This window comes from Clostridium nigeriense (assembly GCF_900086595.1).
Taxonomy (GTDB): domain Bacteria; phylum Bacillota; class Clostridia; order Clostridiales; family Clostridiaceae; genus Clostridium; species Clostridium nigeriense.
In genome coordinates this window covers 1,721,439-1,735,367 of the sequence record NZ_LT575472.1, presented here as the reverse complement: position 1 = coordinate 1,735,367, position 13,929 = coordinate 1,721,439, and the positions used below count along the sequence as shown (strand labels likewise).

General features: G+C 29.2%; 11 protein-coding genes. 1 reads left to right on the top strand and 10 read right to left on the bottom strand.

Features of this window, described 5'->3' with window-relative positions; translation table 11 throughout:
• Positions 1-13 precede the first annotated feature (13 nt).
• From BN6774_RS08220 to BN6774_RS08180, 9 genes are all read right to left on the bottom strand, one after another.
• Positions 14-1,780, bottom strand: coding sequence for a DUF342 domain-containing protein (locus BN6774_RS08220; protein ID WP_106404267.1), 1,767 nt, complete (start codon positions 1,778-1,780; stop codon positions 14-16).
• A gap of 91 nt (positions 1,781-1,871) precedes the next feature.
• Positions 1,872-2,687 (bottom strand): aminotransferase class IV, encoded by an 816-nt coding sequence (locus BN6774_RS08215; RefSeq protein WP_066892427.1) that lies wholly within the window; start codon positions 2,685-2,687, stop codon positions 1,872-1,874.
• Positions 2,688-2,702: 15 nt separating this feature from the next.
• Positions 2,703-3,341, bottom strand: coding sequence for an HAD-IB family hydrolase (locus BN6774_RS08210; RefSeq protein WP_066892424.1), 639 nt, complete (start codon positions 3,339-3,341; stop codon positions 2,703-2,705).
• 190 nt (positions 3,342-3,531) lie between these two features.
• The gene (locus tag BN6774_RS08205; RefSeq protein WP_066892421.1) at positions 3,532-4,725 is read right to left on the bottom strand and encodes a pyridoxal phosphate-dependent aminotransferase; all 1,194 of its coding nucleotides are present in this window, start codon (positions 4,723-4,725) and stop codon (positions 3,532-3,534) included.
• 13 nt (positions 4,726-4,738) lie between these two features.
• Positions 4,739-5,560, bottom strand: a complete 822-nt coding sequence (locus BN6774_RS08200; protein ID WP_066892418.1) for a PHP domain-containing protein — start codon at positions 5,558-5,560, stop codon at positions 4,739-4,741.
• 279 nt (positions 5,561-5,839) lie between these two features.
• Positions 5,840-6,172 (bottom strand): DUF1292 domain-containing protein, encoded by a 333-nt coding sequence (locus tag BN6774_RS08195; protein ID WP_066892415.1) that lies wholly within the window; start codon positions 6,170-6,172, stop codon positions 5,840-5,842.
• Between the two features lie 146 nt (positions 6,173-6,318).
• Positions 6,319-9,831 (bottom strand): pyruvate:ferredoxin (flavodoxin) oxidoreductase, encoded by a 3,513-nt coding sequence (nifJ, locus tag BN6774_RS08190; RefSeq protein ID WP_066892413.1) that lies wholly within the window; start codon positions 9,829-9,831, stop codon positions 6,319-6,321.
• A 185-nt stretch (positions 9,832-10,016) separates the two neighbouring features.
• Positions 10,017-10,442 (bottom strand): flavodoxin, encoded by a 426-nt coding sequence (locus BN6774_RS08185; RefSeq protein ID WP_066892410.1) that lies wholly within the window; start codon positions 10,440-10,442, stop codon positions 10,017-10,019.
• A 162-nt stretch (positions 10,443-10,604) separates the two neighbouring features.
• Positions 10,605-11,690 (bottom strand): undecaprenyldiphospho-muramoylpentapeptide beta-N-acetylglucosaminyltransferase, encoded by a 1,086-nt coding sequence (locus tag BN6774_RS08180; protein ID WP_066892407.1) that lies wholly within the window; start codon positions 11,688-11,690, stop codon positions 10,605-10,607.
• Positions 11,691-11,883: 193 nt separating this feature from the next.
• Here BN6774_RS08180 and BN6774_RS08175 point away from each other — a divergent pair, with 193 nt between their 5' ends.
• Positions 11,884-12,066: an alpha/beta-type small acid-soluble spore protein gene (locus BN6774_RS08175; protein ID WP_066892404.1), complete on the top strand. Its 183-nt coding sequence runs from the start codon at positions 11,884-11,886 to the stop codon at positions 12,064-12,066.
• A gap of 77 nt (positions 12,067-12,143) precedes the next feature.
• Here the strand turns inward: BN6774_RS08175 and recJ are convergent, their stop codons facing one another.
• Positions 12,144-13,925, bottom strand: a complete 1,782-nt coding sequence (recJ, locus tag BN6774_RS08170) for a single-stranded-DNA-specific exonuclease RecJ (protein ID WP_066892401.1) — start codon at positions 13,923-13,925, stop codon at positions 12,144-12,146.
• Positions 13,926-13,929: the final 4 nt, after the last annotated feature.

Sequence of the window (13,929 nt, the reverse complement as noted above, 5' to 3'; positions counted from 1 at the left end):
TTCTCATATCCTCCTATAGAAGTAGTTTATCTACTGCTAAACTACCATCTTTGTCTATATATACATGTATGTTTTTTGAAGGCTTGTCCAAAATATATTTTTTATTTCCTATAATAAAAGTAGTATTGTGATAAGCTAAATCAATATAAATCTCACCTCTTTTATCTACTTCTAAATTCGTGAATACTCCAGACTCACTTCCAACTATAGAAGCTTTTATCATTTCACCAGCTTTTAAATGTCCACCTCTACATATTACTTTATCTGTAGTAAAAATTATACTTTTAGTGGAATTCAATTCACTTGTAAATAATCCTTTTCCACAAATATTTATATTTCCAACTACATCAATCTTTGATTCTTGAGCATATTCTATATTTAAGTTAGCCTCTATAATAGCATCTTTTTCTAATTCAGAAAGTTCATTATCAATTTTATATATAATTTCTTCTATTTCGCTTATATCTTTTATACTGCTTGGTCCAGCACCTATAAGCTTTGTTTTTACCAATTTTAACACTTCCGAATTATTGCATCCATCTTTAGCAGTACATGCTATGACCTTAATTAAAATTTTAGATAAATTTCTAAACTTTGTCTCTATCAATGACTTAATAATAAATCCTACTACTATATTCTTATCTATTAAATTATTTTCATTTAGGTAGTTTATATTTACAAATAATGAATATAAGTCTTCTCTTAGTGATTTTAGTATATTAATCCTTTCAGATTTAATTAAATTTGTACCTCCAATTTTAATATTAGAGTTTACTATATTTCCTATAATATCACTAGAATTTTTAGCTTCTATATCAGCGCTAAATACCCCTCCTCTAATTACAAGACTTCCACCTGAAACTACCCTCATACCTTCTGTAACCTTACCGTTTATTTCTACATTAGCTGGAAATTTAATATTACCTGTAGTAATAGTCACATCTTTATTTAATATGTATATAGGCTCAACCCAAACTGTATTATTTTTAAAATTTGGTTTTCCGTCTATAGTTGAAGTTATAATATTATCTTTAAGCTTAGCACCATTACTTGCATTAAAGTTACTCTTTTTCTTTTGCTTTCCTGGTATTATTTGAGAGAAAATATTTATACCATTAACTCCATTTTCTCCTTTTATAATTTCGGCTAATACTTCATTAGCTTTAACACTAGTTATACTATTAAAATTTCTATAATCAATTTTTTCATCATCTTCAAAATTAATTGCCCTTTTATTAGTATTAAAAAATATTTTTATACTATCTTCTATAGGTGGTTTAGGTGGCATACCCTTAGCAAATAATAAATTCTTGATTTCTCTACTACTACTAGCTTTTAATATAGCATCCTCTATTATTCCATAAGTTATTTTTGCTTTATTGAACTCTTGTTCTAATTCATTTTTGCTAATAATGGGAGGATATTTACCTTCCTCCTCAACTACCTCTAATGTTAAACTTATACTTTTTGATGAATCCATTAAAGAATAAATTATTTCTTTTTCATAGGTTATTGAAATATATCCTTCTGTTTTTTCCTTATTCCAACTAATATCTATGTTTCTTTTAGCCGGTACTTTAAATTCTATAAACTCTATAGCATCCTCTTTTTTTACTTTAATAGGTCTATTTATAATTTCTCCATTTACTAATAAGTTTCCTTTTCCAGGTGGTGTAATAATAGGATATTCACCATTTCCTATAGGATTCTTTACTATTATTTTTTTGTCTCTCACACAAATGCTTCCATCTTGACCCATGTCTTTTTCAATATCTTGCATTTCCTATTGTTTCCTCTCCTTATACCCAATATAATAATACCATAATTTAGTTTGATTTTAAATATTATTCAAATTATAATAAAAAATAGTTTTATTTCTTAAATCTTTCAACATATAATTCTATTTCTTTATTAAATTCCCTAATTAATTTTTGCATTAAATTATTTTCTACATTAAATTTCATATCATCTACTAAGGATATTGGAAGTATTTTAGGTGATGTTCCTGATATAAACATAGCATCAAAATCCTTTATATCCTTAAAACTGATATTTTTTTCTTCAAATTTTATCCCAATATTTTTAGCTAAAGCTATAATTCTTCCTCTTGTAACCCCTGGCAAAACCGCTTCTAATGGTGAAGTATATAACGTATCTTCTTTAATCATAAATATGTTAGATTTGCTTCCCTCTGTTATGTACCCTTTATTGTTTACAAGTATAGCTTCAAAAGCACTAGCCTTATTAATCTCTGTTGTTACCTTTTCTCTAAAACTACTGTCTACAACCTTAGCATTAGGATTAGTTCTTTCTCCATGATAAAGAATAGTTTTTATTCCTTTTTTATATAGCTCTTCATTTGGATAACTATGCTTTATACTAAAGACCTTCATAGTATCTGTCTTTATATCAAAAGTAAGTTTTATATTTCCAAAATCAACATTATTAGCCTCAATTAAGCTTGTTAAATATTCTCTTACTTTATCATACTTATAAGAAAAAGGTTTTTCCATTAATCTAAAAGAGGTTTCTAGTCTTTTAAGATGATCTTCATAAAATAAAGGAACTTTATTTATAACTCTTATTACCTCGTATATTATTCTACCCTTCTCCTTTGAATCCATTGTATAGTTGCTTATTTTTTCTAAGTGCCCATCTTCTAAATAATAATTTAAAATTGCCTCCATATATTTGCCTCCTTACTACTTCCATTTTAATATTTGAAAATTGCTTTTCTTTCTATAATTAATTAAATAAGCATTGCCAACTAAATCTAAAAGAGGTTTATCAGATAATGAATCTGAAAACATATAAGAGTTTTTATAATCAACTTCTATGTTTTTCTTTTGTAAAACTTCTTTTAATCTTTTTACCTTTTCTTCCCCTTTACAATTTGATCCATCCATTTTTCTTACAAATTTTTTATCTTCAATAAAAAATCTAGTTCCTATAATCATATCAACTTCTTCTATAGCATAAAACTCATTTAAGTAAAATTCTGGTGATGCTGAAATCAAATATATTTTATAGCCTTGTCCCTTTAATTTCTTCATCATATTTATTGCATCCTTATATAATATTTTCTCCAAAACATCTTTATAGAAGTCTTTAACTAATATAGATAAATCCTTCTCATCTATTTTATCTATAAACTTAAGAAAGGATTCCTTAACTCTTTTCTCATCATATACCCCAAGTTTATACATAGCCCCACTAAATAAAGCCCTTGGTAAAAATCTAATATTTTTAACATCCTTTACGATTACATATTTATATAATTGCATCAATGTTTCTTTTTTAGTTATAGTATAGTCTACATCAAATATCGCTAATTTATCCATGTATTTTTCCTCCTAAGTGTTCCACAATTAATTATATACTAAAATTTGTTATTTATAAATAAGAAAGTATTAAAGAAAAACAAAGTTCACCTGTGTAACTTTTCTTAATCTTTGGCTTTATCCCAAATCATAGTAAAATTACATAGGTGAACTTTAATCTTATTAATAACATTAAACAAATATTATTTTTTTATTTTAATTTTCTTAAATAGTTTTCTATTCTATTTAATCCTTCTTCAATTACATTAATAGAAGTTGCATAAGATAATCTTATATATTCATCTAAACCAAAAGCTATACCAGGAATTACTGCAACATTTTCTTCCTCTAATATACTCTTTGAAAAATCTAAAGATGATTTAATTATATTTCCATTTATATTTTTTCCATAGAACCCTTCTATGCAAACCATAATATAAAATGCTCCACTTGGTCTTATATAAGAAATTCCTTCTATGTTATTTAGCCTATCTATCATGTAATTTCTTCTTTTCTCAAACTCTTGAATCATTATTTTTATACTTTCTTGAGTCCCTGTTAAAGCCTCAACAGCAGCATATTGAGAAATAGAATTTATATTTGATGTTACATGACTTTGAATACTACTCATTAATTTTGACATTTCTTCACTACAAGCTGAATAACCTATTCTCCATCCAGTCATAGCATAGGATTTAGATAAACCATTAATTACTATAGTTCTTTTATAAGCATCTTCTGATAATGATGCAATACTTATATGTTTATTTCCATCATATATTAATTTTTCATAAATTTCATCGGAAACAATAATTAAATCGTATTTCTTAGCAAACTCTGCTATTTCCCTTAACTCTTCTTTTGTATAAATACTGCCAGTTGGATTATTAGGACTATTTAGTAATATAGCTTTAGTTTTCTTTGTAACTACTTTTTCTAAATCTTTTATTGTGTACTTATAGTCATTTTCCTTTAATGTATTAACGAATATTGGTACACCATCTGATAACTTGACTAATTCAGGATAGCTTACCCAATAAGGAACTGGAATTATAACTTCATCCCCCTTATTTAATATAGCTAAAAAAGCATTTGCCAAACTTTGCTTTGCCCCTGTAGAAACAACTATTTGATTAGGCTTATACAATAATCCATTATCCACTTTAAATTTTTCACAAATTGCATTTCTTAAATCCAAAATTCCACTAGTAGCTGTATATTTAGTCTTTCCTTCTTCCATTGCTCTTATGGCAGCTTTAATAATATTTTCAGGAGTATTAAAATCTGGTTCTCCTGCTCCAAAGCTTACTACATCTATACCAGCCTCTTTTAATTCCTTAGCTTTTGCTGTAATTTCTAATGTTAATGATGGATTAATTTGTTTTGCCTTATTCGATAAATCCATTGTCATACCCCACCTATCTCCTTGAATTAATTAATTTATTTAATAAATCTTCATTTATACCATAACTACCTATATTATTTTCTTTATAGCCTGCTTTCCCATGGAAGTCACTTCCACCAGTTATTAACAACTTATGTTTTTTTGATAAGTTATAAAAACCATTAGTTTGATTTCTTGAATGGCTAGGATGGTATACTTCTACTCCCTTTAATCCATAAAATTTTAAATTTTTAATTATATTTTCTACTTCTAAAGCTTTATAAATTTGTCCAGGATGAGCAAGGACTGAAATACCACCACAATTGTTAATGATCTGTATAGCATCTTTATAGCTCAATTTATAACCTTTAACATATGCCGGTTTTCCTTTAACCAAATAATTTATAAAAGCAGTTTTATAATTGTCAAAGTATCCTTTTCTAACCATTGCATTAGCTACATGACTTCTTCCCACTGTTGAATTCAAATCAACTTCTAAATCTTCTAAGGTTAAATTAATATTATGCTTTTTTAAATTAAATAGTATTTCTTCTATTCTTTCTATTCTAGCTTTATTTAATCTATCTACAATACTTATTAATTCATTATTTTTTATATCAATAAAGTAGCCTAGAATATGAAGTTCAAAATCTTCATATTCAGTGCTTAATTCTATACCAGATATAACATTTATATCATTATATTCCTTTTCAGCAATATATTGAGATGCAATTGAATCATGATCAGTTATAGATATACTCTTTACTCCTAAATCTATAGCGTTTTTAATAATTTCTTCTGGTGTCATACTGCCATCCGAATAATTAGAATGAATGTGTAAATCTGCATAATTCATTTTAACACCTTATTTCCTAAGTTTATATATAAGAATATATCATTATTAATATAAAAAAACAATAAAAAAGAGATAAACATTATATTCCTTACTCCGTCGCATCCGCTCCAAGTCGACGCCATACATTGTTTATCTCTTTGCAAACTGAAGGAAGGAAATTATAAAAACTCTCCCCCTTACACTACAAATTTTAATACTCTTATAAATTTGTCCGCATATTTGACTTTATTATAATTTCCTAAGTAATAAAAAAAGACACTTGCGTGTCTTTCTTATGTTTTATTCTGCTAAATCTTCACTATAGAATTTTGATACTCTATCAAATTCATCTTCTTCTGGAATAATTAATTCTCCATCTTCTAATGATCTAAATAAATAAACAGAATCTTCATTAGGATCTTGAGCTAAAATATATTCATTATCTTCAAATTCAAATGCATCTATTATAGGGCAAGATATTACATTTCCATTATCATCTTCTAAATCTACAACAAAGTGTTCGTGGTGGTCTTCTCCACATCCACATTCATGATCATGCTCATGACCATGATCATGTCCACATCCACATGTATTTTCTTCTTCGTGACATCCACATTTCTTTTCATTATCCATTTTAATAATCCTCCTTTAATGAGACTAATATTCTATTTAATTCTACCCTTAATTTATAAAAATTAAAAGTAAAAGATTTAATTTTCTTTTATTATTTTCTAAAAAATAAAAAATAAGGAGCTAAAATAGCCCCTTATTTATAAAAACTATTGTTGTTCAGCTAATCTCTTGTAGTTTGCTAATCTTTCCATAGCATCTTTTTCTGTCTTTTCAAATAAAGCTTCTGCTTGTTCTGGGAATGCTTTTGCAAGTGAAGCATATCTTACTTCTCCCATTAAGAACTCTCTGAAGCTTGCTTTTGGTTCCTTAGAATCTAATGAGAATGGATTCTTAGTTCCAATTAATGTTGGGTTATATCTATATAATCCCCAATATCCGCATTCAACAGCCTTCTTAGCTTCCTCTTGGCTATTAGCCATACCACTCTTAATACCGTGGCTGATACATGGTGCATAAGCTATTATTAATGATGGTCCATTATAAGCTTCTGCTTCAGCTATAGCTTTAAGAGTTTGGTTCTTATCAGCTCCCATTGAAATTTGTGCTACATAAACATATCCATATGTCATAGCCATCATTCCAAGGTCTTTTTTCTTAATCTTCTTACCTGATGCAGCAAACTTAGCTATTGCAGCAGTTGGAGTTGATTTAGATGATTGACCACCTGTATTTGAGTAAATTTCAGTATCAAATACAAGAACATTTACGTCTTCTCCTGAAGCTAGAACGTGATCTAATCCACCGTATCCGATGTCATATGCCCATCCGTCTCCTCCGAATATCCATTGAGATCTCTTAATTAAGAATTCTTTATCTTTTAAGATTTCTCTTGCATAATCAGCATCAACATTTTCTAATGTAGCTATAACTCTATTAGCTCTATCTCTAGTTCCTTCTCCACTGTTCATGTTGTCTAACCAGTCTTGAAGTACTGCTTTAACTTCTTCTGAAGCTTCTACTTCTAAAGCCTTTTGCATGTTATCAGCTATTCTTTCTCTTATAGCCTTAACTCCTAAGAACATACCTAATCCAAATTCAGCATTATCTTCAAATAATGAGTTTGCCCAAGCTGGACCATGTCCTTCATTATTAACTGTATATGGAGTTGCAGGTACTGAACCTCCCCAGATTGATGAACATCCAGTAGCGTTAGCTATCATCATTCTGTCTCCGAATAATTGAGTTACAAGTTTAGCATATGGAGTTTCACCACAACCTGCACAAGCTCCTGAGAACTCAAATAATGGTTGTTCAAATTGGCTACCCTTAACAGTGTTTTTGTTCATAGGATTCTTCTTAGGCTTAACTTCTTTAACTGCATAATCCCAAGCTTCAATTTGTTCTTCTTGAGTTGCAAGAGGTTTCATTATTAATGCCTTACCTGGTGCTGGACATACTTGAGCACAGTTTCCACAACCTGTACAGTCTAATGGAGTAACTCCAATAGTGTAGAATGTTGGTTCTTCTGTCTTTAATGCCTTTGCAGGTACAATCTTCATTGTTTCTGGTGCATTTGTCTTCTCATCTTCATTTAATAAGAATGGTCTTATTACAGCATGTGGACAAACATAAGCACATTGGTTACATTGAATACACTTATCTTGTTGCCATTCTGGAACATTGATAGCTATACCTCTCTTTTCATAAGCAGCAGTACCTGCCATAAATGTACCATCTTCCATTCCATCAAATGCTGAAACTGGAAGGTCAAATCCCTTTTGAGCATTAATTGGTTCAACTATATTCTTGATGAATGCTGGAATATCATTTCTTTCTTCCTTAACTTCATCCTTAGCATCTTTCCAATCAGCTGGCACTTCAATTCTAGCTATTGATTCAACACCCTTGTCTATAGCAGCAAAGTTCATATTAACAACTTTTTCACCTTTTTTACCATAAGATGTTACAACAGCGTCTTTTAAGTACTTAACAGCATCTTCAACTGGAATAATGTTAGCAATCTTAAAGAATGCAGCTTGCATTATCATGTTGATTCTTCCGCCAAGGCCAATTTCTTGAGCTATCTTAACAGCATTTAATGTGTAGAATTCAATGTTATTTTCTGCAATATATCTCTTCATTGCAGCTGGTAATTTTTCATTAACTTCTTCTGGAGTCCAGATTGTATTTAATAAGAACTTACCATTATTCTTTAATCCTTCTAATACATCATATTTATATACATAAGCTTGGTTGTGACAAGCAACAAAGTCTGCTTTGTGTACTAAGTATGGTGACTTAATTGGTTTCTTACCAAATCTTAAGTGAGATACTGTTATACCACCTGACTTCTTAGAGTCATATGAGAAGTATCCTTGAGCATACATATCAGTATGGTCTCCAATGATCTTAATAGCACTCTTATTAGCACCAACAGTACCATCTGATCCTAATCCCCAGAACTTACATGCTTTAGTTCCTTCTGGAGTAGCATCGATATCTGAAACTGATTCTAATGAAGTATTAGTTACATCATCAACTATTGATATTGTAAATCCATCCTTTGGATTTTCCTTAGAAAGGTTAGCAAATACTGCTGCTATGTCTGCAGGGTTTGGATCTTTAGAACCTAAACCATATCTTCCTCCAACTATAACAGGAGCATTTTCTCTTCCATAGAATGCACTCTTGACATCTAAGTATAATGGCTCTCCTATTGAACCTGGTTCCTTTGTTCTATCTAAAACAGCTATTGATTTAACTGTAGCTGGTATTACCTTTAATAATCTTTCTGTTGAGAATGGTCTATATAGTCTAACTTTAACTACACCAACTTTTTCTCCTTTTGAATTTAAGTAGTCAACTGTTTCTTCAGCAACATCAATTGAAGAACCCATTGTAACAATTATTCTGTCAGCATCTGGTGCTCCATAGTAATCGAAACAGTGATATTCTCTTCCTGTTAACTTAGTTATTTCAGCCATGTAGCTTTCTACTACTTCTGGAATTTCTTCATAGAATCTATTTACTGATTCTCTAGTTTGGAAGTAGATATCAGGGTTTTGAGCTGTACCTCTTGTAACTGGGTTATTAGGGTTTAAAGCTCTCTTTCTGAATCCAGCTAAAGCATCATAATCTACTAACTTAGCTAATTCATCATATTCTAAAACTTCAATCTTTTGAATTTCGTGAGATGTTCTAAATCCATCAAAGAAGTTCATGAAAGGTATTCTAGTCTTAATTGAAGTTAAGTGTGCTACAGCAGCTAAATCCATAACTTCTTGAACTGATCCTTCTGCAAGCATAGCAAAACCAGTTTGTCTTGCAGCCATAACGTCTTGATGATCTCCAAATATACTTAATGAAGAAGTTGCTAAAGCTCTTGCTGAAACGTGGAATACTGTTGGTAACATTTCACCAGCAATCTTGTACATATTTGGGATCATTAATAATAAACCTTGAGATGCAGTATATGTTGTTGTTAATGCACCTGCTTGTAAAGATCCGTGAACTGCTCCAGCCGCTCCTGCTTCTGATTGCATTTCCATAACCTTAACAGGTTGACCAAATATGTTCTTCTTTCCTTGTGCAGCCCATTCATCAACGTGTTCAGCCATTGGTGAAGATGGGGTAATTGGGAATATTGCAGCTACTTCTGTAAATGCATAAGATATGTGAGCTGCAGCCGTATTACCATCCATAGTTTTCATTTTTCTCATCGTGTTTGACCTCTCTTCCTTATATATAAATATATAAAATTTAATAATACGCTAAATACAGTATTAAATTCTGTATTCAATCTTTAAGAATGAATTATTTTGTAAGAAAAGATTCAATTCTTTATTGATGTCTAGTACTTAACCCCTATGTAAGTACTCATTTTTAGGGTTAATCCTCTAAAGAATTATTTTGCTAAATCTTCGCCAAGTTTTTTTGCCTTTATAATTTCTTCTTCACTTGGTGATTCTTTAACGGCGATGCTTCCTAAAACATTAAAGTCATAGTCTTTCATACGTTGAACCCAATCAACCATGAACTTACCATCATCCCATCCATATGATCCAAATAAAATTATCTTCTTTTGTTTATTAGGTAACAATTTAAATTGGTTTATAAATGGTTCCATTTCATGTTGTTCAATTCTATTATTATCCATTGAAGGACTACCAAAGGCAACTGCATCAGCTTCGGTTACATCTTCAATTGTTGCATCAGAAACATATTTTATGTTAACTTCTGCATCTTGAGACTTTACGCCTTCTGCAATTGAATTTGCTAGAACTTCAACATTTCCCCCATTACTCCAATAGATAATAGAAATTTTTTTCATTAATACATCACCTCATCCTTTGACTAAAAAAGTCAATTTTTTGGATATATATTACCTATTTTTACACTTACTATTTTATTATATAACACTATTTTTTTTTTGCAAGTTTTATGCGTCCCATATTGGAACAATATTGTCCTCTCGTTTAAATAAAGTCTTATTTTATTTATTTAACTCAATACTTTTTATAATTACGCCTAAAATCGATTCTACACCATTACTTACACCGCTATTTTTCATATTATTAATTAAAATACTTTTCTTTTCTTTAAGTTCATTTAATTTAATAATTAATTTTTCTTCCTTTTCCATCATCTCATCTTCATCAAGCACTATTGAATATCCTTCTTTTTCAAAGGAGCTAGCATTCAAAATTTGGTCTCCTCTACTTATTTTTTTTGATAATGGTATTAGTAATGTAGGCTTATTTAACGCTAATAATTCAAAAATAACATTAGCGCCAGCTCTAGATATAATATAATCAGCAGCTTTAAGTAAATGTGGAAGCTCATCTTTAACATATTCAAATTGAAGATAACCTTTTATTCCATTTAAACTTTTCTCTAAATTATTTTTACCACATATATGAATTATATTGTAATTTTTCAGTAATTCATTTAAATTTTTTCTAACAGCTTCATTTATACTTTTTGCACCTAAACTACCTCCAATAACAAGTATTATTTCCTTATTATCCTTAAAACCACAAATATTCTTTCCTTTTTCTGAACTACCTTTTAATATCTCTTCTCTAATAGGAGTTCCAGTTAATACTCCCTTATTATCCTTTATATAATTTAAACTTTCTCTAAATGTAACACAAAGTTTTGTGCAAAAAGGAGCTGATAATTTATTAGCAAGTCCTGGAGTTAAGTCTGATTCATGTGAAACTACAGGGATTTTCCTCATTGATGCTGCAATTACTACAGGCACAGCAACAAAACCACCCTTAGAAAAAATTACATCCGGCTTTTCTTTTTTCAATATTTTATTTGCTTCTACTACTCCTTTCATTACTTTAAAAGGATCTGTAAAATTTTTCACATCAAAATATCTTCTAAGCTTTCCAGACGAAATTTCGTAATAAGGTATTTTGGCATCTCCTATTATTTCTTTCTCTATTCCATCTTTGCTTCCAATATATTTTATCTCAAAATCTTTTTCTTTTAATCTTGGAACTAAAGCTAAGTTAGGAGTAACATGACCAGCTGTTCCTCCTCCGGTCATTATTATTTTATATTTGCTCATTTAATCATTCCTCCAAAAAAATAAGTACTATTTCAATATATCATATTATTAAATGCAATTTAATGTTATTTTTTAATTTTTATTCAAAATAATATATCCCACTATTATGTCCAATTTCCTTAACTTACATATTATATTTCTTTAAAATTTACACAAGCTATAATTACAAAGATGAAAAGGAGGTGTAAATATTATGGCAAAGAAGTTAGTACCAGAAGCTAAAAATGGATTAGCTAAATTCAAAAATGAAGTAGCTAGTGAAATGGGAGTTCCTTTCTCAGACTACAATGGAGACCTTACTTCAAAACAATGCGGAAGCGTTGGTGGAGAAATGGTTAAAAGAATGGTTGAACAATATGAAAATACTATAAAATAGTTTTTTAATTGAAAATCATTAAATTTATAAAGAGAGTTGTCTTAAAATGATTAATTTCATATTAAGACAACTCTTTCCTATTTTAATCTTATATTTTTTAAATTTAATTGTATATTTCTATTTCCATTAAACTCATTAATACTAGGATAGTAAATCAAATCTGCTTTTAAATTTAAAAAACTAGTGTTACAAGCTTCATTAAATTTCTCTTCCCCATAAAAATTTATTATATCTTCCTTAAAGCTTTCAAACTTATCAAAGCTTATTCCATCCATATAAAGCTTCCTTCCATTCATGTGAAAACTAAATCTAAGCTTTAAAAAATTCTTATCTTTTCCTAAAAGCCACATTCTTTCTATTAACATATCTTTTACAGCAAATAATGGACTTGGATTTCCTTTTCCAAAAGGTCTTAAAGCTTCAATAGTGCTAATTAAATCCTCATTTAAATAATTTAAATTTAAAGGTAAATCTATTTTAACTACTGGAACTAAATCTTCATCTGTCAATGTACAATTATCATTCAACTTTTTTCTTAATTTATCTATATTTTCTTCTTTTATAGATAAACCTGCTGCCATAGGATGACCTCCAAACTTTTCTATAAGTTCAGAACACTTGCTTAATTCTTCTGTTATGTTATATCCTTCTATGGACCTTGCAGAACCCTTGGGCATTTCTTTTCCACTAGTTAAAACTATACAAGGCATATTATATTTTTCCTTCACTCTTCCAGCTACTATTCCTGCTATACTTTCATGAACATTTTTATCATGTACAACTATAACTTTATCACAAGGATCTTTTTCAATTTCTATTCTTTCAATTATTCTTTCTGTACTCTCTTTAGTTAAGTCTTGTCTTATTGTATTTAATTCACTTAGTTGAATTGCTAAAAATTTAGCTCTTTCTTTATCTTCCGTAGTTAATAGTTCTACAGATAAATCAGCTGTTTCAAGTCTTCCTGTTGCATTTATGCATGGACCTATTACAAACCCTAAATGATATTCTTCAATATTTTTATCATTTAATAAAGTTGCTTTTTTTAATTCTTGTACACCTAAATTATCACTATTGTTTAATAGCTCTAATCCTTTTTTTACTATAATTCTATTCTCATCAACTAAATCTACTACATCACATACTGTTGCAATGGCAGCAAATTGAAATAAGTCTAAAAATTTTTCTTCCTCTACATTAAATTCATCAAATAAACATTTTGAGAACTTTAATGCAATTCCAGCACCACAAAGCATTTTAAAAGGATAGTTACAATCATTTTGCTTAGGATTAATTACAGCATCAGCTCTAGGAATAGATGGCTTTAATATTCCATTTTCATCTTCTCTAATTGGAATATCATGATGATCTGTAATTACTACTTCCATTCCTAGTTCCTTAGCTAATTCCACTTGTTCAAAAGCAGATATTCCATTATCACAGGTTAATATAACTTCATATCCTTGCTCCTTTAACTTTTGTATTCTACCACTATGCATACCATAGCCCTCTTCTTCTCTGTTAGGAATATAATAACTATAATTTGCGCCAATAGCCTTTAAAGCTTTATAAAAAATAGTTGTACTATTAACACCATCACAATCGTAATCTCCGTAAATAATTATCTTTTTCCCATTTACAACTGCATTTTTTATTATATTTATACCATATTTCATATCCTTCATTAAATATCCGTCATATAAATCATCTAAAGTTCCATTTAAAAATCTTTTAGCCAAATTTATATCATCTATTCCTCTATTAGCTAAAATTCTTAAAACTAAAGGGTTTTCATTTAAAAATTCAGAGAGCTTTAAAAAGCTCTCTTTTTTATTTACTAGTATCCAATTTTCCTTCATACTA